Annotated in this window: 20 protein-coding genes; 11 read left to right on the forward strand and 9 right to left on the reverse strand. The window is 68.9% G+C overall.

Annotation, left to right across the window (positions count from 1 at the left end):
- Positions 1-184 precede the first annotated feature (184 nt).
- Entirely contained in the window at positions 185-502 is a 318-nt protein-coding gene (locus tag FNH08_RS00295; protein WP_322723364.1) for an acyl-CoA dehydrogenase C-terminal domain-containing protein, read from the forward strand.
- A 105-nt stretch (positions 503-607) separates the two neighbouring features.
- Here the strand turns inward: FNH08_RS00295 and FNH08_RS00300 are convergent, their stop codons facing one another.
- A complete protein-coding gene (locus tag FNH08_RS00300) occupies positions 608-1,480 on the reverse strand; it encodes a PaaX family transcriptional regulator (RefSeq protein WP_152769167.1) in 873 nt (290 codons plus the stop codon).
- Positions 1,481-1,963: 483 nt separating this feature from the next.
- Here FNH08_RS00300 and FNH08_RS00305 point away from each other — a divergent pair, with 483 nt between their 5' ends.
- From FNH08_RS00305 to FNH08_RS51390, 8 genes are all read left to right on the forward strand, one after another.
- Complete coding sequence (locus FNH08_RS00305) at positions 1,964-2,401, forward strand: nuclear transport factor 2 family protein (protein WP_152769168.1); 438 nt, start codon at positions 1,964-1,966, stop codon at positions 2,399-2,401.
- 429 nt (positions 2,402-2,830) lie between these two features.
- Positions 2,831-3,478, forward strand: a complete 648-nt coding sequence (locus FNH08_RS00310; RefSeq protein ID WP_322723365.1) for a TetR/AcrR family transcriptional regulator — start codon at positions 2,831-2,833, stop codon at positions 3,476-3,478.
- A 213-nt stretch (positions 3,479-3,691) separates the two neighbouring features.
- Entirely contained in the window at positions 3,692-4,921 is a 1,230-nt protein-coding gene (locus FNH08_RS00315) for a cytochrome P450 (RefSeq protein ID WP_152769169.1), read from the forward strand.
- 25 nt (positions 4,922-4,946) lie between these two features.
- Complete coding sequence (locus tag FNH08_RS00320) at positions 4,947-5,138, forward strand: ferredoxin (protein WP_152769170.1); 192 nt, start codon at positions 4,947-4,949, stop codon at positions 5,136-5,138.
- Positions 5,139-5,169: 31 nt separating this feature from the next.
- A complete protein-coding gene (locus FNH08_RS00325; protein WP_322723366.1) occupies positions 5,170-6,321 on the forward strand; it encodes an NAD(P)/FAD-dependent oxidoreductase in 1,152 nt (383 codons plus the stop codon).
- Between the two features lie 173 nt (positions 6,322-6,494).
- On the forward strand, positions 6,495-6,893 hold the full coding sequence (locus FNH08_RS00330) for an SDR family NAD(P)-dependent oxidoreductase (RefSeq protein WP_152769171.1): 399 nt from the start codon (positions 6,495-6,497) through the stop codon (positions 6,891-6,893).
- Positions 6,894-7,013: 120 nt separating this feature from the next.
- Entirely contained in the window at positions 7,014-7,205 is a 192-nt protein-coding gene (locus tag FNH08_RS00335; protein ID WP_152769172.1) for a hypothetical protein, read from the forward strand.
- Positions 7,206-7,535: 330 nt separating this feature from the next.
- Positions 7,536-7,850 carry a hypothetical protein gene (locus tag FNH08_RS51390; protein WP_228033761.1) on the forward strand — a complete coding sequence of 105 codons (315 nt, stop codon included), beginning with the start codon at positions 7,536-7,538 and terminating at the stop codon, positions 7,848-7,850.
- Here the strand turns inward: FNH08_RS51390 and FNH08_RS51395 are convergent.
- From FNH08_RS51395 to FNH08_RS00360, 5 genes are all read right to left on the reverse strand, one after another.
- Positions 7,840-8,202 carry a hypothetical protein gene (locus FNH08_RS51395; RefSeq protein ID WP_228033762.1) on the reverse strand — a complete coding sequence of 121 codons (363 nt, stop codon included), beginning with the start codon at positions 8,200-8,202 and terminating at the stop codon, positions 7,840-7,842. The two genes, FNH08_RS51390 and FNH08_RS51395, sit on opposite strands and share 11 nt — an antisense overlap.
- A gap of 638 nt (positions 8,203-8,840) precedes the next feature.
- On the reverse strand, positions 8,841-9,725 hold the full coding sequence (locus FNH08_RS00345; protein ID WP_152769174.1) for an amidohydrolase family protein: 885 nt from the start codon (positions 9,723-9,725) through the stop codon (positions 8,841-8,843).
- A complete protein-coding gene (locus FNH08_RS00350) occupies positions 9,722-11,095 on the reverse strand; it encodes a 3-hydroxyacyl-CoA dehydrogenase (RefSeq protein WP_152769175.1) in 1,374 nt (457 codons plus the stop codon). The genes FNH08_RS00345 and FNH08_RS00350 overlap by 4 nt, the downstream gene beginning before the upstream one ends.
- On the reverse strand, positions 11,092-13,260 hold the full coding sequence (locus FNH08_RS00355) for an acetate--CoA ligase family protein (protein ID WP_194238306.1): 2,169 nt from the start codon (positions 13,258-13,260) through the stop codon (positions 11,092-11,094). The genes FNH08_RS00350 and FNH08_RS00355 overlap by 4 nt, the downstream gene beginning before the upstream one ends.
- A 19-nt stretch (positions 13,261-13,279) precedes the next feature.
- On the reverse strand, positions 13,280-14,086 hold the full coding sequence (locus tag FNH08_RS00360) for a crotonase/enoyl-CoA hydratase family protein (protein WP_152769177.1): 807 nt from the start codon (positions 14,084-14,086) through the stop codon (positions 13,280-13,282).
- A 168-nt stretch (positions 14,087-14,254) separates the two neighbouring features.
- On the opposite strand from FNH08_RS00360, the gene FNH08_RS00365 reads away from it, so the two are divergent.
- Positions 14,255-15,253 carry an AraC family transcriptional regulator gene (locus FNH08_RS00365; protein WP_194238307.1) on the forward strand — a complete coding sequence of 333 codons (999 nt, stop codon included), beginning with the start codon at positions 14,255-14,257 and terminating at the stop codon, positions 15,251-15,253.
- A gap of 90 nt (positions 15,254-15,343) precedes the next feature.
- On the opposite strand, the gene FNH08_RS00370 is transcribed toward FNH08_RS00365, so the two are convergent.
- From FNH08_RS00370 to FNH08_RS00380, 3 genes are all read right to left on the reverse strand, one after another.
- Positions 15,344-16,417 carry a lipocalin family protein gene (locus FNH08_RS00370; RefSeq protein WP_152769179.1) on the reverse strand — a complete coding sequence of 358 codons (1,074 nt, stop codon included), beginning with the start codon at positions 16,415-16,417 and terminating at the stop codon, positions 15,344-15,346.
- A gap of 65 nt (positions 16,418-16,482) precedes the next feature.
- Positions 16,483-17,991 carry an MFS transporter gene (locus tag FNH08_RS00375; protein ID WP_152769180.1) on the reverse strand — a complete coding sequence of 503 codons (1,509 nt, stop codon included), beginning with the start codon at positions 17,989-17,991 and terminating at the stop codon, positions 16,483-16,485.
- Positions 17,992-18,118: 127 nt separating this feature from the next.
- The gene (locus FNH08_RS00380) at positions 18,119-19,330 is read right to left on the reverse strand and encodes an oxygenase MpaB family protein (protein WP_152769181.1); all 1,212 of its coding nucleotides are present in this window, start codon (positions 19,328-19,330) and stop codon (positions 18,119-18,121) included.
- 310 nt (positions 19,331-19,640) lie between these two features.
- Here FNH08_RS00380 and FNH08_RS00385 point away from each other — a divergent pair, with 310 nt between their 5' ends.
- The gene (locus tag FNH08_RS00385; protein ID WP_322723372.1) at positions 19,641-20,252 is read left to right on the forward strand and encodes a TetR/AcrR family transcriptional regulator; all 612 of its coding nucleotides are present in this window, start codon (positions 19,641-19,643) and stop codon (positions 20,250-20,252) included.
- Positions 20,253-20,547: the final 295 nt, after the last annotated feature.

Below are 20,547 nucleotides of genomic sequence, written 5' to 3' on the forward strand. Positions count from 1 at the left end.
ATTCCCCAGCTCAAGGCCCTGAGCGCGGACGCCGAAGGGGTCGGACCGTGGCGGCCTCTCGGCTGTGCGGCGTCCCAGGGCGGGCTTCGCGGGTGCAGGAGCAAGGCCGGGGGAGGCCTGCCCGACAACCATCTGCCCGGCGTCCGCAACAGCGCGAACGCGACCGGCCGCTGGAGTTTCCTCTGTGTCTTCGTCGGCCTTCTTGAGCGGCGACAGCAAGGCGAGGAACCGGACGGCAGACACTCGCGGCACAGGACACGACTCGGCTGCTGCCCGCCGCCGGAACCTGCTCTGCGGCTGGCTGCTCCTGCGCAGCGCCGAGACCGCCGCGAAGGAACTCGCCGCCGGCGGCCTGACTGAGGCAGACCCCTCGTTCTGCACCGGCAAGGTCGCCACCGGCCGCTTCTTCGCCCGGACGGTGCTGCCCCGCATCGCCGCCGACCTCGTCACGGCCCGAAATACCGACGCCGCTCTGCTCAACCGGCCCAACTCGGCTTTTTGAACACCCTCTTGGTCACGACACGACCGACACCGGAGTCTGGTGACTCCGGCATGCCTGAACCTGCTGTACGTGATTCCATGAAGAGGAGGCCGGGCCTCGACGTTTTCATCGCCGGCCCGTCGACAGGCCGGAATCTGGGCCCAGGAGTGCTTCCAGCTGTTGGTCCGCGAGGGGACCCAGGAGCGTCAGAAACCTCTGGAACGTCCGCGTTGAGCGGCGGGCGGGCCAGTCGTCGTCGAGGTATGCGGCGGGCAGGCCCGGGTCGGCGCGCAGGAGGCGGCCCCAGTCGTCGTGGAGCATCAGGAGCTGCGGAAGGGCGTCGGCGGGGGCCGGCTCCGTGTGTTCCCAGCGCGCGAGGAAGTCGAGGTGGCCGGCCCGGAGTGCTTCGAGGTCCCAGGCTTTGTGCACCAGTTGCTCCGGGCGACTGGGGGCGGTCGGGGTCCCATGGAATGCCTGTACGAGACCGAGCGCGTCCTGGGTGGGGAGGTCGCTGAGCAGTTCCTCGACGTCCACCCGTCCCGGGGCAACCCACACATTGGGATGGACGAGGCCGAATCCCGCCCAGAGCAGTCGGCCCTGGAGCTGGTAGCGCACGTTGCGCAGGCTCTCGGGGACCGGGCAGCTCAAGACGGTCCAGACGCCCTCGGTGTGCTCGAAGGGCGTCGGTGAGTACATCCGGTCCCGGCCTCGGCGCAGCAACGCCCTGGCCTCGTCGGTCAGCTGGAAGGCGCTGGTACGGCCCTGCTTCTGACGGACGAGAAGAGATCGATGCACCATCCGGTTCAGTGCCGCACGCATGGCCGACTCCGAGATCCCCAGCCTGCTCGACGCGGACAGGAACACCTGAGTCGGAACCGGCGGTGCCGCCTTGAGCTCCTCCCGTTCCCTCCTGCCGAACACATACAGCCCGAAGAGGTTCAGCACCATCTCGTGGGGCGCGGCGCCTGGGCCGCTCTCTTCGTCTTCTCGCACGGACATACAGCGATGGTACGCGATCACTTCACAAAGTGATGCGTTTTACAGCGCTAACGCGAAAATCTGCATCACGCATCGTGGGGTGCGTGACCTGAAGGCGCATCTGCCGGATGGTCGGTCAGGTAGTTGGGTGGGGTGTCACGACCGAAGGCCTGTCACTGGTCGGCGCGGCAGAGCGTGCATGCCGCTGCGCAAGCCCCCAGATGTGCCGCCTCGGTGCTCGGGTCACCGGACCGAGCGCGCCTCGGACTGCGACCTCGGGAAGGTCGTGCGTGGGATGTGTTGCGCATTTTTGTGGCGACAGTGTGCACAACATGCAGGATGTCGGCCCAGCTCTGCCGGGTGGTCGGTCGCGCAAAACGGGAGGATTGTGAACTGAGGGGCTTAGTTGTCATATGGCCATGTTCTAGCCCAACCGTACCGTGCGGCGTACTCAGTGCCTGACGCCCGGGCTGATCCCAATCGTCAAACGGCTGAGGAGGAACAATGGGCGGAATGCTCGACCCGAAGTCGGTCATGGAAGCTTATGTACGCGATATCAACGCGAAAGACCTCGAAGCGGTGCTGGCGTTGTTCGACGACTCCGTCACCGTTCCTGGCTTCGTCAGGCAGTTGTTTTCCGGGAACACCGGAAAGGATGTTCTGCGGAGATACATCGGTGAAACGGTGATCGCGCAGAACGGCAGGCTCGAAACAGTGCGCATTGCGGTCTCGGCCGACGGATGGGCGTTCGGTGAACTGGCGTTGAGCAGCGACATGGTGCGCACGTTCGGTCAGGAACGGATCACCGGGATTGATCAACTGCAGGTGCGCGACGGGAAGATCATTGCATTCAAGTTCCTTCCCGACATCCTGGACGACCAGACGCGGGCGTACTACGTGAACATGGGTGTCCTCGGCGCCGCCTCGGAGGCGAGCGGCTGACATGGCGAATCGCCGACGGGGCGTCGGTCGTTGTGGGCCGTACCGTCGTCGAGGGGCTGCTGTGTGACATCTTCCCCGCGGAGATGCTCGCCCAGCAGCCCCCGGGTGCCTGGTGCGCGCGACCTGGGATCCGCTGACTCCCTCGTACCGCGCACAAACCTGCGCGGCACGCCGCAAGCCCACGGCGCGACCGGCATCGCCGACGCGGTCATGGTAGGCGTGGACGGAATCGGAGGACTCCTGCCCCCGCGCCCCCCGACGTAGAGGCACAGAGGCGGCAGGGGTGAGGCCGGATGGCGGCTGGCCGTGGTCGAAACCGGGGCAGCCTGCGGATGGCGGAGCACTACGTGAATGTCGGGTCGGAAAAATGTGAGGCCACGTTCACGGGCGCGGCCTCGACGTCAAGAGCCTGGTCGATAGGATGCTCGGGTGACTGAGACCGCCGCCCGCAGGCCTGCCGCCCACCAGGAACGCAGTCGCCGTTCGCGGCAGGACATCCTGCAGGCCGGATACGCACTGCTCGAAGAGGGCGGGGTGGACGCCCTGACCGTGGCCGCCGTTGCCGAACGGGCGGGTGTGGCGGTCGGCAGCATCTACCGGCGGTTCGGTGACAAGGAAGGGCTGCTCCTGACCATCCAGCGCGCCTTCACCGAGAACCTTCAGGCCGAGATCGCCGAGCGCGCATCGGTGGAACGGCTGAGCCTCCTGCGTGATCCGGCCGTCGCGGTCGCCGAGGCGGTCGGAGCGCACATCGACGCGTTCCAGGCGCACGAGGCCCTGCTGCGTGTCTTCCTGCTGCTCGGCACCCGTCACGAAGAGGTCCGGAAAGAGGGCGCGCGCGTCAGCGTCGAGGGCAACCGCCGTTTCGCCGAAGCGCTGGACCACGTCCCCATCGGGCATCCGGACCGCGCGGCCGCGCTCGACTTCGCGTACCGCCTGATCTACGCCACGGTGGCGCACCGCGTCATCCAGGGCGAGTTTCTTGAGTCCGACCGTCCGCTGCCGTGGAGTGAGCTCCGCAGCCATCTCCAAACCGCGGTCATCTCCCACCTCTTCAGCGCCCCACGGGACTACTGAGCCGCGCCCTGCGTGCGGGCCCGGCGCGCCGCTGCCCGTCGAACAGAACCGTGCGTACGTCTTGACGGGCGATCGACGCTATGTGAACTTGGCCAGGACTGAATGTGTATTCACGTTCAGTGTGGGGCCCGGCAGCCATCAGCCACCCGCCAGCAGCGCACCTCAGCCCGACCGGGCCGTCTGCCCGGCCCTGCCGCCGATGTCAGGAGCCACATGTCCACCGCCTCGCCATCCCCTCATGCCTCCTCTGCCGCCTCCGGCCAGACCGGCGTCCCGGAGTTCGACACCGACCTGTTCTCCGAGGATGTCGTCGTCGACCCCTACCCGCACTACCGCCGGCTTCGTGACCTGGGCCCTGTCGCATACCTCACCTCACAGCAGATGCACGCACTGGGACGCTACGACGAGGTACGCGCCGTCCTGGCCGATGACGAGACGTTCATCTCCGGCCAGGGTGTTCACTTCAACGACGTGTTCAACGAGCTGATGCGGGGCGCGATCCTGACCAGCGACGGGCCGGAACACGAACAACTCCGCCAAGTCGTCGCCCACCGGCTCACCCCACGGGCACTGCGCGAGGAACGGGCGTCCATCGAGGCCAAGGCCGACGCCCTGGTGACCGCCCTGCTGGAGCGCGACGAGGTCCTCGACGCCGTCACGGACATCGCCCAGGCCATGCCCATGTCGGTGGTCCCGGACTTCCTGGGCTTCCCCCAGGACTGCCGCGACCGGCTCATCGACTGGGCCCTCGCCGGCCTGGAAGCAGGTGGACCGCCTTCGGACCGCCATGCGGCGTCGATTCCGGCGGCCATCGAGATGGGGGAATACACCGGCGGCCTGGTGGCGCAGCGGCGCACGCTTCCCGGATCCCTCGGGCACGATCTGCTCGCGGCGGCCGACCGGGGGGAGGTGGCCATGGACCGGTGCCCAGCCCTGCTGATCGACTATTTCGGCCCCTCGCTGGAGACCACGATCAGTGCTCTCGGTTCGGCGATCGCGCTGTTCGCACAACACCCCGACCAGTGGGACCTGCTGCGCGCGAACCCGGACCTGGCGGGCTCGGCGTTCAACGAGGTGATCCGTCTCGAGAGTCCGCTGCGCGCCTTCACCCGGGTCGCCGGCCGGGACACCGAGATCGGGGGACACCCGCTGCCGAAGGGCTCACGGGTCGCCGTCTTCTTCGCCTCGGCCAACAGGGACGAACGCAAGTGGGACCGCCCCGACGCGTTCGACATCACCCGGCAGAACGCCGACCACGTGGCGCTCGGCTACGGCGTCCACGGGTGCGCCGGGCAGGGGCTGGCGCGGCTGGAGATCACCTCGGTGCTCACCGGACTCGCCCGGTCCGTGGCCCGGCTGGAGCCCGCCGGTGAACCACGGCCCATCGTCCACTCCATCGTCCGCTCCTACACATCGGTGCCCGTGCGCCTGCACGCGGCCTGAGGACAGGAAGACAGGGAGGGACACCATGCGGATCCAGACCGACACGTCCCGCTGTGAAGGGCACGGGTTGTGCGCGGACGTCGCCCCGGAGGTCTACGACCTCGACGAGGACGCCGTCGTCGTGCTCCGGCACGACGTGCTGCCCGAGGCGCTCCGCGCCAAGGCCGAGGCGGGGGCACGGGCCTGTCCCGTCGCGGCGTTGCGAGTCGTCGAATGAGCGGGGCCCGTGCGCTGAGAGGACGTGGGCGGTGACCGCGCCCCGCGACGTGGTCGTCGTGGGCGGCTCGATCGCGGCTCTCACCGCGGTCAACACGCTGCGCGGCGAAGGGTTCGAGGGGCACATCACGGTGCTCAGCGAGGAGCCGGTACCGCCCTACACACGGGTGCCGCTGTCGAAGGGCGTCCTGGCGGGCCGTCAGCCGCCGGAGGACATCGAGATCGGGCCGCTGCCCTCAGGCGTCGAACTGCGTCTCGGGGTACGTGCCAACGGTCTCGACGTGCGGGCCCGGGTGGTGCGCACGACCCGGGGCGACGTGCCCTACGACGGTCTGGTCATCGCCTCGGGTGCCCGTGCCCGCCGCCTGGGAGTGCTCGGAAGTCCGCGGTCGCGGGAGCTCGTCCTGCGCTCCCGGGCCGACGGTCTCGACCTGCGCGACCGGTTGTCCCGCGTCTCGTCCGTCCTCGTCGTCGGCGGTGGCTTCCTCGGCATGGAGATCGCGTCGACGTGCTGCGAGCTCGGCAAGCGGGTCACCGTCGTCGACATCGCGCCGCCGCTGGACGCACTGATCGGCCCGTACGTCGGCGCGCTGGTCCGGGAATCGGCTGAGCGCGCCGGCTGCCGGATCGTCGTGGGCGACAAGGTGACCCTGCTCGGCAGCCCGCACCCGTGCGCCGTGGCGACGTCCGACGGTCGGCGGTTCGAGGCAGACCTGGTGGTGACGGCCGCGGGAGACGTGCCGAACGTCGAGTGGCTGGCCGACTCCGGACTGCGGCTCGGACGCGGCGTCCACGTCGACGAGCGCTGCCGGGCGGCCCCCGGCATCGTGGCGGCCGGCGATGTCGCCGCCTGCCTTCACCTGGACTCGGGCCCGGCCGCGATGCGCATCCCGACCTGGACGAACGCCGTGGAACAGGCCCGGGTCGCCGCCCTCGCGCTCCTCCACGGCGATGACGCACCGAGCTACCGGCCCTCCCGCTACGGCTGGACCGAGCAGTTCGGCTGGGACCTGAAGATGGTCGGTGCCGCGGCACCGACCGGGAAACCCGCCGTGCTCGACGGAGATCTCACGACCGGTCATGCCGTTGTGGCCTGGCCCGACGCCGAGGTGCGCCACACGGCCATGGCCGTCAACCACCCCACACCGCCGGCCAAGCTCAAACGTCTGCTTCGGGCTACCTGACCTGGCCCTCCCACCCAGCCGCCGTCGACAACCGTCGGCTTCGCGTGGGTGATACGGACGAGACCACCCCACGGCTGAAGCAGCCCACGCGCGCGGAGTACAGGAGCCGACCGGCCTCCACCGGCCCCTGAGGCGTCTCCCACGAGTAGAACTCACACCAGAGGTGTTTCCGTATGACCGGAATCAGGGATTTCAGCGGGTGCGTCGCCGTCGTGACCGGCGGAGCGTCCGGAATCGGCAAGGCACTGACAGCACGGCTCGTGGCCGAAGGAGCCGCGGCCGTCATCGCGGACAACGACGCGGACCTCCTGGCGGCGACCGCCGAGGACATCGGCGCGACGCCCTACGTCGTCGACGTCCGCGACGCCGCCGTACAGCAGTTGGCCGACTGGACCGTCGGCGAGTTCGGACGTGCCGACCTCGTGGCGAACAACGCGGGCGTCGGACCGTTCGCGCCGTTCGACGAGCTGACCCTCGACGGCTTCCGCTCGGTCCTCGACATCGACGTCCAGGTGGCCGGGCCCGGTATGCGCCTATTCGGCGTCCAAGTACGCCGTCGTCGCCCTGACTGAGGCCATCCGGGCCGAACTGGCAGCGGATGGCAGCCTGGTGGGGCTGCCCGTGCTGACACCGGCACAGGTGAAGTCGAACATCGGCGAGAACGCGCTGAAGCGGCCCGGCTGCAGGGCGGCGTGCCGCGCGGGAGCAACGACGATCATCTGCCGCCGGGCAACTGGTTGGAGGCGGACGAAGCCGCCCGGATCATCCTCGACGGGATCCAACGCAACGACCCCTACATCATCACGCACCCCGAGGAGTTCCCGCCGATCTCGGCGCGGCACAAGCACATCGCGCAGGCCTACACCACCGCGGCCGCCCGGTGACTCCGTACAAGCGACGGAGTTCCGGGAGCACAGACATGGAGCAGACCGACAACACGCCGACCACCGCCGCGCACACCGCGTCCGGGGACCTGCAGACGGCACTGGCCCGCTGGCGTGATGCACTGAGCCCGGATCACGTACTCACCGATGACGAGTCACTCGCGCAATTCGCCGACCCCTACTCTCCGGTCAGCTTCGGATACGTAACCAAGGCGGTCGTCCAACCCGGTTCGGTGGAGGAGGTCCAGGCAGTCGTCCGGATCGCTTCCGAGACCGGTGTCCCGATCTGGACCAACTCGCAGGGCCGCAACAACGGTTACGGTGCCAGGCGTGTCCTTCAAGGACCTCTACGAGGCCGTACACGCATCGGGCAAGAAGCTCTGGGTGGACATTCCCGACCTGAGCTGGGGCAGCGTCATCGGCAACCCCCTGGAGCACGGCAACGGCTTCACCCTGTACTCCGATCACCCGGCGGCCCGGCATGGAGGTCGTCCTCGCGGACGGTTCGGTGGTGTGCGGACCGGTACGGGCGCGATGACGGGCAGCAAGACCTGGCACCTGTCCAAACGCGGCTTCGGCCCGAGCACGGACAGCCTTTTCATGCAGTCCAACATGGGCATCGTCACCAAGTGGGCTACTGGCTGATGCCCTGGTCGAGGCGTTCCGTCCGTTCATGGTCGACCGCACGGTCAGCAACTGCCCGATGCTGTACTGCCCGCTCTCCGTCATACCGGGCGCCGTCCGGCGAAAGGACATCTGGGACCAGGACACTCCGGTCCCCCGTGAACTCGCCGAACGGCTCGGGTGGGAGGTCGGACGCCCGGGAGCGTGGAACATCCGTTTCGCTCTGTACGGCGACCGGGAGGTCGCCGAGCGTGACTTCGAGCGCGTCCGGACGGCGATCGCATCCATCCCCGACGTCGAGGTCGTCGGCAATTCCATCGACCCTGAGGAGGTGAAGCCCGGCAGCCCCGCCCTGACCGACCAGAAGGCGCATGTGATGGGGGCGTACCCGACGAGACGATCCTGGACGTACTCAAGTGGTACGGCACCGACACCGGCGGTCACCTCTCCTTCGCCTCCACGATCCCCCTTACGGGGACGGACGCGCGCAGCATCGTCGAGATGGTCCGCACCCGGGTGGAGGAGGCCGGATCCGACTACACCTGCGGCATCATGCTCAACCAGCGCCACGCCATTCACGTCTGCATGCTCCTCTACGACGTCGCGAACGAGCCGCAGGTGAAGGCGGTCAACCAGCTCTACCGGGACATGGTGGTCGAAGCGGCCCGGCTGGCGTACGGCGAGTACCGCGCCCACCCCGCGTTCATGGACCTCGTGGCGGAGCAGTTCGTTCTTCAACGACCACTCCCACATGGCCATGGTGGAAAAGATCAAGGACGCGCTGGACCCGGTCGGCATCCTCTCACCGGGCAAGCAGGGCATCTGGCTCCGTCAGCTGCGTACGGAGCGGTGAACCCCGCCAGGGTGCCCGACGGCAGCAATACCCATCGGTTCGTGCTGCCGTGGTCGTCGAGGGCGTGCGTGCGTCGGCCGCTGCTCATGACGTCACCTATGCCAGCCGCCTTCTCGGGACGACACGGCTGGTGACGCTCACCGGGGAGCGACCTTGGCTCACAGTCCCAGCAGCCGCACGGCGTTGTCCTTCAGCAGGCCGGGCTTGACCTCGTCCCTGATGTCCGTCTTCTCCAGGTCCGCGAGCCAGCGGTCCGGGGTGATCAGCGGGAAGTCGCTGCCGAAGAGGACTTTGTCGCGCAGCAGCGTGTTGGCGTACTGGACGAGGACGGGCGGGAAGTACTTCGGCGACCAGCCGGACAGGTCGATGTACACCTGGGGTTTGTGGACGGCGACGGCCAGTGCCTCCTCCTGCCAGGGGAATGAGGGATGCGCCAGCACGATCGGCATGTCGGGGAAGTCGACCGCGACGTCGTCGAGGTACAGAGGGTTGGAGTACTTCAGCCGGTAACCGCCGCCACCCGGGGCACCGGCCCCCGCTCCGCTCTGGCCGGTGTGGAACAGCGCGGGGACGCGATGGGCGTTGAGCACCTCGTAGAGGGCGTATGCCTTGCGGTCGTTGGGGTAGAAGTGCTGCCCGTTCGGATGGAACTTGAAGCCGCGGACTCCGCCGTCGATGATGAGCCGCTCCATGGTGCGCGCGCCATCCTCGCCGCGGTCCGGATGCACGCTCGCGAAGGGGATCACGATGTCGTTGTGCAGCGCTGCCTGCTCGACGATCTCGTCGTTGGTCAGCGTCGGCTCGGGCTTCGACGGGCCCTGGTCGACGGTGAAGGTGACCGCCGCGATGCCCCGTTCACGGTAGTGGGCCGCGAGATCCGGCAGCGTCTCGGACGGCGCCTTCCCGGTCCTGAAGTACTTCGCCATCGCGGCGCGGTCCTCGTCCGGCTCCGGCGCGGGTGCCTTGACGGAGGCGTGGACGTGGGTGTGCATGTCGATCGCGCTGATGGCGTCGAGGTCGATCGCGGGTAGGTAGACGGTCATGACTGCCCTCCGCCGGCAGCGGCACCCAGGTCGGCGAAGGTGGCTCCGGTGCGGCCGAGCCGCACCAGCAGTGGTGCCGGCTCCCACCACACGCCGTGCTGTTCGTGGAAGCGCTCGACATCGGCCAGCACGTCGGCCAGGCCGATCGAGTCGGCCCAGTACAGCGGGCCGCCCTTGTGGGCGGGGAAGCCGTAGCCGGTGACGTAGACGAGGTCGATGTCGCTGGGCCGGGCGGCGACACCCTGCTCCAGCAGATACGCCGCCCGGTTCACCAGGGCGTACAGGCAGCGCTTGAGGATCTCCTCGTCGCTGATCTCCCGGCGCTGGACCCCGATGCGCGCGGAGTACTCGACGATATGGCGGTCCATCTCCGGGTCGCGTTGCGGTGTCCGGTCGCCCTCGGCGTAGCGGTACCACCCGGATCCGGTCTTCTGGCCGAGCCGGCCCAGGTCGACCGGCAGCAGAGCGATGTCGGCGTGGCGGCGGTCGTCGGTCCGCGTCAGGATCTCCTTGCGCTTCACCTCCGCGAGTACGCCGAGCCCTGACATGTCGCTCATGGTGTACGGCCCCATGGCGAGGCCGAACTTCTTCAGCACGCGGTCTACCTCGCTCGGGAAGGATCCCTCCTCGAGCAGGAAGTCCGCCTGGCGGAGGTAGTCCAGGAGCATGGCGTTGCCGATGAACCCGTACTGGTTGCCGGCCCGGACCGGTACCTTGCCCAGCAGGCGGCCGAGTGCCATCACCCGAGCCTCGACCAGAGGAGCCGTCTTGGCGCCAGGGATGACCTCGAGCAGGCGCATGACGTTCGCCGGGCTGAAGAAGTGCGTACCGATGACCTGTTCGGGCCGGCTGGTCGCGGCCGCGATCGTGTCGATGTCGAGTGCCGAGGTGTTGGTCCCCAGGATGGCCCCCTTCTTCGCGTGCCGGTCGAGTGCGCCGAACACGTCGAGCTTGAGCGGCAGATCCTCGAAGACGGCCTCGATGACGATGTCGGCCCGTGCCACGGCGGCGAAGTCGGTCGCCGGGGTGATGGATCGCATCCGACGGTTTGCCGCGGACTGCTTCAGACGGCCGCGGTACACGCTGTGCGCGTAGTTGGCCTTGATCTTCGCCAGGCCGCGCGCGACGTCCTCGGTGCTGCGGTCGATCAGCACGACCGGGATGCCCACGTTCGCCAGCGCCATGGCGATACCGCCGCCCATGGTCCCGGCGCCCACGACCGCGGCCCGCATCGGACGCCACGTCTCGCCCACGTCGGGCAGGCCCGGGATGTCCCCGGCAAGGCGGTGCGCCTGCTGCACGTACTCCCGGGCCTTCCTCTCGTCAGCGGAGTCGTCTGCGATCGGAGTTGAAGTTCCGCTCTGGCTCATGCCTCGCTCACCACCTGTCGGATGGACTCGTTCTCCGGTGCGCACACGATCAGCACGTCGAGTGCGGTGGCGCCGTCGGGCGCCGCGAGCAGTGGGTTGATGTCGAGTTCGACGATGTCGTCGCGCGCCATCGTCAGCCGCCCGATCTGGGCCACGATCCGCGCCACGGCGGCCAGATCGGCCGCGGGAGACCCCCGGAACTCGCCGAGCAGCTTCGCCGACCGCAAGCTGCGCAGTTCCTGAACGATCTCCGGCTCGGACAGGTCCGGCGGTATCAGCCGTACGTCGCCGATGGCCTCCACCCACACGCCGCCGAGCCCGACCATCACGACCGGTCCCCACGTCGGGTGCCGCTTTGCCCCGACCATCAACTCGACGCCCTTGGAAGCCATGGCCTCGACGAGGATGCCGTCGAAGTCCGTCACAGCGGCAGTGGCGACTCGCTCGGTCAGCTGGGTCCAGGCGGCGCGCAGCCACGCCTCGTCCTTGATGCCCAGGACCAGGCCGCCGGCCTCCGTCTTGTGCTGGAGATCGGCGGCCTGCGCCTTCGCCGCGACCGGGTAGCCCACCTTGGCCGCGATAGCTACGGCTTCCTCCACTGTCGTCGCCAGTTCGCCGTCCGGAACGGGCACCCCGACCGCCGTCACGAACTTCTTCCCCAGCCACTCCGTCTGCGGGCCGGGCGTCAACTCCGGGAGCGCGTATGGCAGTTCACTGTCCGCGCCGTCGCCGCCGACCCTGGCGAGAGACCGGCCGTACTCGGTGACGGTCGTCATCGCACGCATCATCCGTTCGGGCGAGGTCGAGACGACCATGCCGTGCTCGATCGCGTAGCTCCTGAAGTCGTCCGGCAGCGGTGCGACATCGGCGAACAGCGTGGTGACGACAGGCTTGGGCTGACCGGACGCCGCTCGGGTGACCTGCTCCAGCATGATCTGGTTCGAGGCCGGGTCGATGAAGGGGACGGCGAGGAGGACCGAGCCGACACGGCCGTCGGCGAGCAGGGCGGCGAGCGTGTCACGGTACAGCTCGGGATCGGGGCCTACCGTGGTGCCGAGGTCGAGCGGGTTGGCCGGCTTCATGTAGGCGGGCATCCGCTCGGTCAGAGCCTGAACCGTGTGAGGGGACAGGTTCGGCACGTCGGCCCCGAGGGGGCCGAGAGTGTCCAGGGCGAGCGCGCAGAAGGCTCCCGACGTCGTGGCGACCCCGATGCCCGCCGTCGGCGGCTGCGGGTGGCGTGCGAGGATCTCGGCCACGTCCAGCAGTTCGTCGAGGGATTCGACGACACAGGCCCCGGCCCGGGTGACGAGGGTCCTCATCACGCCGTAGTCCACAGCGAGCGCCCCCGTGTGGGAGGCGGCTGCCTGCTGTCCTCGCTCGCTGCGTCCGGCGTGTGTCAGGACGATCGGCTTGCCGCGGGAGCGGACTTTCCGGACCGCACGCAGAAAGCCCTGCGGATCGCGGATGTCCTCGGCGTAGACCACGAAGCCGCCGGTCGCCGGATCGTCCGCGAGGTGGTCGAGGTAGTCGGCCAGGGTGAGCCCGGCTTCGTTGCCGGTCGAGATCCGGTAGGAGATCGGCAGACCGCGGGTCTCCAGCCCTCGGGTCATGAGGCCCATCAGCCCGCCGCTCTGCGCGAGCACCGCGAGGGCACCGGTCGTCCCCTTGGGCAACTGTTTCGTGGCCGGTTGGGGCAGGAAGACCGTGCTCAGCCGATCGACGTAGTTGGTGTTGCCGATGCAGTTGGGGCCGGCCAGACGCAGGCCACCCTCGCGGGCCAGCCGTGCGATCTCGGCCTGCTCGGCACGTCCGGCATCGCCGAACTCCGCGAAGCCGGACGCGTAGACGATGCCGGTGCCCACACCGCGGCGAACGCACGCCTCCACCGCTGCCCTGACCCCGTCGGCGGGCACGGTGATCAGGGCGAGGTCCACTCCCCGCGGCAGGTCGTCCACACTCGTCAGCACCCCCTGCCCGTCGATCTCACCGCCGGAACGGCCGACGAGGTAGATGTCGCCCGGGAATCCGTCCCGCACGAGACCGCGCAGGAGGTGACGGCTGGTGGATCCAGGCTTGGCCGACATCCCGAGGATCGCGACGGACCGGGGATTCAGCAGCCTTGCGATCGGGCCGACGTTCGCCGGCGCCGATATTTCTTGCTGCATGGAAAGCATCTCCTGATGCTCAGCTCTGGGACGTCGCAGGCCGGGCGAGCGGCTTCGCGCGCTTCTCGACGAAGTCGCGCAGGCGGTCGTCCGAGCCGGGTGAGACGGAGTTGCGGGCGACGAGGGTCTCCACGAACAGGGCGTCGTCGTACGACATGTCGTTGACCCGGCTCAGGCCCTGGGTGATGGCCCAGTTGGACTCGGCGGTGTTGCCGGCGATGGCCGTGGCAAGTTCGTACGCCTTGTCGAAAGCCTTACCGGTACCGGCCTCGACGCGGTACTGGACGAGGTTCTGGGCGTAGGCCTCGTCGGCATCGAGAATGCGCCCGGTGAGCATCATGTCCGTCATCCGGGCGTTGCCGATCAGCCGTTGGATGCGCACTGAGCCGCCGGCCCCGACGAATATGCCGCGCTGGGCCTCGGGGAGCCCGAAGAAGGCGGTGTCGTCGGCCACCCGTATATGTGCCGACGCCGCCACCTCCAGGCCGCCCCCGATCACCGCGCCGCTGAGCGCGGCGACGAAAGGGATCCGCCCGCGGGCGATGTGGTCGAAGGCGACGTGCGGGGTGTGGCGGCCCAGGGCAGGCCGACCGGGTTCCCCGCCGTCCTTCAGCTGCTGGACGAGTTCGGCGAGGTCGAGGCCGGCCGAGAAGTGAGGACCGACACCGAAGATGACGGCCGCCCTCGCTTCCTGGCCGGCCCGCTCGGCCAGCCGTCCGAGTTCGGCATGCATGGCCTCGGTCAGGGCGTTGCGCTTGTCCGGGCGGTTGATCCCGATCAACGCGATGTCGTTGTCGAGTTCGTAGGTGAAGTGTTCCTCGGACATCAGTGACTCCTCGTCTGCCCCGGAGACACGCGGCCGGACTGCCGCGCCTGTGCGATCGAGTGATCTCACCTACCAGCACACCGGACCGATCGTGGACTGTCTATGACAGGATGTCGCTGCAACCGACCCAATCGTCCAACCATCTCAGGGGGAGGGAGCAGGCTTCTCATGGCGACCCGACGCACGTACGGTGGCGCCGCCCCGGTCTCCGCCATCGACAACGTGGACGTCCTGGCCTCGCTGCTGGACATCCACCGGCTCAGGACCGTCGTGGCGGGGCGTGTCGACCTCACACCCCCCTGGCGTGTCGACGCCAAGCCCACGGGCCTGCTCGCGATTCTCGTCCAGTCCGCCGGGCACAGCCATCTGGTCCCACGGGATCACGGCGGTGAGCCCGTCGTCCTGGGGCCCGGCGATCTGGTCGTCTACCTGCGCGACGCCGGTGGCTACTTGCACGACGGGTCCAACCCGGCCACTCCCACGTGGCAGTTCAAGCTTCCGCCGGAGGTCACAGCGGCTCCGGCTCCGCTGCGCCTCGCCCAGGGGGAGCCGGTCACGTCCTTCGTGTGCTGCATGATGCAGTGGGGCGACGCGCCGCGGGCGCCGCTGCTGGACAGCCTCCCGCCACTGATCCACATCTCGGCCCAGGAGGCCGCGATGTCCAGCCAGATCGGCCGCGTCGCGGACATGATGGTCGCGGAGAGCGCTACACCGGGACCTGCGGGTACCCGGTTGATCAGCCGTCTCGCGGAGGCCCTGCTGATTCTCGTTCTCAGGGAGCAGGCGCACGACCTGTCCGGCCGACCGGGACTGCGAGCCCTCAGCGACCCGCTGGTCGCGCCGGCGATCAAGGCCATGCACGCCGATCCGGGGAGTCCCTGGTCGGTGGCTTCCCTCGCCGCGACCTGCGGCCTGTCCCGCTCGGCGTTCGCCGCCCGCTTCACCGACGTGGTCGGCCAGACCCCGCTCTCCTACCTCAGCGACTGGCGGATGGCGACCGCGACCAAGTTGCTCGGCACCACGGACACCACGGTGGACCTGATCGCCGAAGCGGTCGGTTACCGCAGCGAAGCCGCGTTCCGCCGGGCGTTCGGCGCGGCGCTGAACTGCACGCCGCGCGAATACCGGTCCCGCCGACGGCAGGAAGACCGGGTGCCTCCCGGATGACGGGGCGCTGGACGCGACCGCACCGACCCGGGGTATCGGGTCGGTGCGGTCGCGGGCGGTCATGTCCCCGTTACAGGACTGTCATCGGCGTCAGGCCGGCCAGTGGCCGACCATCTCGGCGTAGTTCACGCCGCTGACCTTCTTGCCCTGGTAGATGCCGGTGTAGGCGGCTGTGCCTTCGTAGCGGCTGCCCGGGTTGCCGATGACTTCCTGGGCGTCGGGGCCGGTGACGCGAACGTTGAGGTGGGTCTTGAGTGCGGGGATGTCGATGCTCCAGCGGGTGGGATAGGCGTTGCCGGTGGTGGGGCTGGTCCAGATCCGGTGGGCGCCCTCGGCGACCGGCTCGACCGCCACCACGTCGTAGGAGCCGTCCGGGTGCAGAACCGTGGCCCAGGCGTTCTCCGTCGTGCTGTTGGCGACGTCCCAGACGACCATCTTGTCGCCGCCCGGGAGGCGGAAGTTCATCCAGGTCCAGTGCATGGAGTCGTCGAAGGCGACCGGGCCCCACTGCTTGTCCAGCCAGGTTTCCCCGGACACCTTGTAGGACTTGTCCTGGATGTTCAGGGTGCCGGTGGTCTGCATGGAGGGGAAGGCGTACTCGTAGTTCGTCTTCCCGAGCAGGGGGAAGGAACCGGTGCCGGCCACCTTCAGAGCCGGCCCCTTGGCCTTGAGCTGGACATCCAGGGAGCCCCACGGGGTGGCCGTCTTCACCGACATCTTCTGCGCGGTGCCCGTCCAGGTCATCCCGGGCATTCTGATGTCGAGCCCGCTCTTGCTCCAGGTGTAGTCCTCCTTGGCGATCGGAGTCTGGTAGCTCTTGTGCCAGCCGGTGGTGACATCGGTGACGGCGACGGTCATCATCTGCTGGTCCGTGTGGGGGAAGGTCGCTGTCTGGACGACGAGTCCGAAGTCATGGCCATTGCCCTTCACCCAGCTGGTGAAGTAGATCGACTCACTCCACGCGGGGTCGGAGTCGGGGGTGTGGGCGGCGAGGTCCTTGGCGGGGTCGACCGTCGAAGGTATGCCTGAGTTGATGATGGTGTGCGTCGTGCGGTTGTCCCGGTCCGCCGCCTCGGCGGTGGGTATGACGGCAGCGCCGAGCAGTGCTGTCGCGGTGGTGGCGGCGATGGCGATGCCGAGCTTCGTACGCGTGGTGCTCTTCATGGGAACTGCTCCTGAGTGGTGGAGATCTGTCGAGGAACGTTTGCAGTGCGACTCCTGATGGGGTCTCACATATGCACGACGGGCGCCGCGTCGGGGTCCTGGGCGGGTACGCCGCGCCGGTAGAGCACCACGCTGACGACCAGGCCGACGGCGAAGAAGACGGCCGACCACCAGTAGGCGGTGGAGTAGGCCTCCAGGCCGGCCTGGGCCTGGACGGCGGGGTCCTTGGGGTTCTTGCCGGCCAGGTAGTCGGTGGCGGCACTGGTGGCGAGCGTGTTGAGCAGGGCGGTACCGATGGAGCCGCCGACCTGCTGCATGGCGTTGACGGTGGCGGAGGCGACACCGGAGTCCTTGGCCTCCACGCCGGCGGTGGCCAGGCTCATGGCCGGGGCCATCACCAGGCCCAGGCCGAGGCCCGCCACGACCAGCGGAGGCAGAACGTCCGTGGTGTAGCTGCTGTTCAGGTCGAGGGCGGTCAGCCAGGCCATGCCGGCGGCGGCCAGGCCCATGCCGAGCGGCACCACCGGCTTGGGGCCGATACGGGGGATCAGCACGGTGGAGGCGAGGGTGGAGGTGAGCATGAGGGCGGCGACCATGGGCAGGAAGGCCAGTCCGGTCTTGACGGGGGTGTAGCCCAGGCTCTGCTGCAGGTAGTAGGTGAGGAAGAGGAAGACACCGAACATTCCGGCGCCGCTGATCAGGACGGAGAAGAAGGAGGCGCCGCGGTTGCGGTCGAGCAGGACGCGCAGGGGAAGCAGGGGGTGGGTGGAGCGGGTCTGCCACCAGGTGAACACGGCGAGCAGCACGGCACCGGCCACCAGCCAGCCCCAGGTTTCCACGGAGCTCCAGTCGTGGGTTTCGGCGTTGGAGAAGCCGTAGACCAGGCTGAACAGGCCGCCGCCGACGAGCAGTGCGCCGGGGATGTCGAGAGTGGCGGTCTTGTCGCGGGTGGTGCGCTGGAGGAGGAGGGCGCCACCGATGAGGGCGACGGCGGCGAAGACGAGGTTGACGTAGAGGGTCCAGCGCCAGTCGAGGTGCTCGGTCAGCAGACCGCCGAGGAGCAGGCCGATGGCGCCGCCCGCGCCGGCGATGGCGCCGTAGACGCCGAAGGCCTTGCCACGTTCCTTGGGGTCGGTGAAGGTCGTGGTGAGCAGGGACAGGGCAGCCGGGGCGAGCAGTGCGCCGAACAGGCCCTGTCCCGCGCGGGCGGTGACGAGCATCTCGAAGCTGGTCGCGGCGCCGCCGAGGGCGGAGGCCCCGGCGAAGCCGACCAGGCCGACGAGGAAGGTCATCTTGCGGCCGAAGAGGTCGGCTATGCGGCCGCCGAGGAGGAGCAGGCTGCCGAAGGCGAGGGCGTAGGCGGTCACGACCCACTGCCGGTCTCCGTCGGAGAAGCCCAGGTCCTTCTGTGCGGAGGGCAGGGCGATGTTCACGATGGTCGCGTCCAGGACGACCATGAGCTGGGCCACGCCGATGACGGCGAGGATCCACCAGCGATGGCGGGGCGGAGCGTCAGAGGGCGGAAGCTGGGACACGGTGGCCATGTTCGGTGTGTCGGCGGAGGTCTGGGACATGACGAAGCTCCAGAGGAAGTGGGAAAAACGAGGACGGGACGTTCGGTGATGCGGGATGGGACGGCTGCGTCGTTGGAGCTCGTCACACGATTCGGTCGGTGATCCGGGCACCGACTCTCAGGCAGATTCAGGCCGCCGAGACACCCGAGAGGTGGGCTCCCGCGTGCCGCCGACAAGAGGCGCCACAGGGATGGGCGGCTGCCTTCAGTTGCGGCCCGGGTCCCTCCAGCGCCCGACGGCGGGCTTCTGCGGCCGAGGTGGGGGAGTAGGTCTGCCAGTACCGGGCCTCACGGTTGAGCCGGCCGATGAGAGGCAGCAGGCAGGTGGCAGCGGGGACGCCGGGGATGCCCAGGCGGTCCCCCCACTCCTCTCCGAAGGCCCGCTGGAGCACGCTGTGGATGAGGTGGCGCAGCTGCGCCTCGGACAGGTCGGTGCCTGGAACGCCGGCCATCGCGCGAGCCTGTGCGTCGACCAGGGCGGCGGTCAGTGCCGTTGAGTTCTCGTCGGGTGCGGGCGTCGTGGCGTCCAACAGGTCCTGCAGACGGCGGGCGCCGACGTGGTCGGCCACGTCCTGATGGAGGCTGTCGTCGAGTCCCAGGAGATGGGCCACGTACGACCAGTACTGGTAGAGGTGGCGCTCCTCGTCGGGGCTGATGTCGATACCCACGGTCGCCAGGGCCTGGAAGGCGCTGAGGGTGAAGCCGAGCCAGCTGCGGGCCATGTCCAGCTGGCCGATCGGCAGCCCCGGAGCGCCCATGTCCCAGTCCGTGAGGGACGTGGCCCGCATGCGGGCATGGTGCAGCCGGACCTCGACGGTGGCCACGTACCCCGGCCGCCCGCGCAGTAGTGCTCCCGGCCGTATGGTCTGCCGCGCCCACACCGCCGCCTCCGCGAGTCGGCGCGCAGCCATGTCCGTCGGCCTGCCGGTTCGGGCCAGCAGCCGTGCGGTTGCCGGGGACGCGTAGGTGTGGGAGAGCGCACTGGTGATGGCGCAGAGCCCGAACCACATGGGAGGCACGGACAAGCTCACGACATCGCCGCGATGGAGCATGAGGGGGTCGACCCAGGAAGGGGTTGCCTCCAGCTGCTTCAGTAGCGCGGCGACGGCTGTGGGGGGCTGCTCGTCCAGGCTCGCCAGGCCATTCCTGAGGCCCAGGTCGAGGGCACGCCGCGCCTGCGGGCCGTAGAGGTCCAGTTCGGCGACGACGGCATCGGCGAGCGGATCCCCGGCCGTGAGCAGGGTCACCACGCGGTCGGCCTGCGCGCCGTGCCGACGCCGCGCCGCCTCCAGGTCGACCACGCGCTCGGGGGCCTTGCGGAACGAGTGGTGTGCGGTCATGTGTGTCTCTCACTTTCCGAGAGGGTGCGGCCGGGTCCGGCGTACGTCGTTCTGGTCGGCCGCGGGGTGCGGGGGGAGAGGTGGTCCTGTGGTGATCCGTGCAGGTCAGCGCTGCGAAGAGCAATTGGGCCTGTTGCTCATGTCACGTCAGAAGCAGCTCTGACACATGTCAGATTAGCTGTATTCTGACGAGTGTCAAGTAAAGTGTTGGTGAGCCCGGAAGTCAGGGGCGATCCGTAAGGAGGCGATTGTGGGAGTCGGAACAGAATCCGCGCGACGGCCGGGGCGCCCGGGCGCGGGCAGTCCCGCGGTGCCCGATGAGAAGAGCATCCTGCTGCGAGGGCTGGAGGCCTTCGCCGAGCTCGGGTACGACCGTGCTTCCGCACGGGAGCTGGCCCGCCGCCTGGCGGTCAGTCATAACTTCATCAACGACCGGTACGGGTCCAAGGCAGCCTTCTGGCGTGCAGTGATCGACTCTGCCCTGGGGGCGCAGCTGGCGCGCCTGCCGCAGGCGGATCCCTCGCTCGACGATGCCGACCGGCTGCACCTGATCATCGCCGGCTTCTACCGGGCCGCGGTGGACACGCCGTTGATCGGACGGGTCTTCGTCGACGAGCTTTCCCGGGACACCGAGCGGCTGGACTACCTCTACCAGCACTACATCGCTCCGGTCCTGCAGCTCATGGTGCCCAGCATCGAACGGCTCGTTGCCGCGGGACGCATGGCGCCCGTCCCGTGGGACGTGCTGTTCTTCGCCGTCATCCCTCCCGTCTCGGGAATGGTGGACGGGCCTTTGGCGCGGCGTCTGGGCAGGCCGGAAACCACCTCATCGGATCAGCTCACGGCCACGGCGGAGTCGTTGGCGACGCTGGTGGTCAACGGACTGCTCGCGGCAGGTTCAGAGAGTGGCCGCCGAGCCTGACGCGGCCGGTGCCGTCCGTGTGCGCGCCGGCCGGCGACCACGGGCGGCGCCGGCCCGCTGCTCGTCGGCCGGGGCGACGCACGTCCAGCCGCACCCTGGAATCAGCCGCACCCTGGAATCAGGTCGAGAAACGGCAGTTGCGTATGAAGAACCCTGCGGGCGCGCGTTGGTATCCACCGTGCGCAGGTGGGTCTGGGCGTGCTGGACGAACTGCTCGGTGCTGCGCGGCAACCGCAACCGCATCCCGCACACCGTCTGGCCTTCCGGGTCGGCCAAGGCCCGGCCGGAACGGGCG

The sequence above is a fragment of the Streptomyces spongiae genome (assembly GCF_009377185.1).
GTDB lineage: Bacteria > Actinomycetota > Actinomycetes > Streptomycetales > Streptomycetaceae > Streptomyces > Streptomyces spongiae.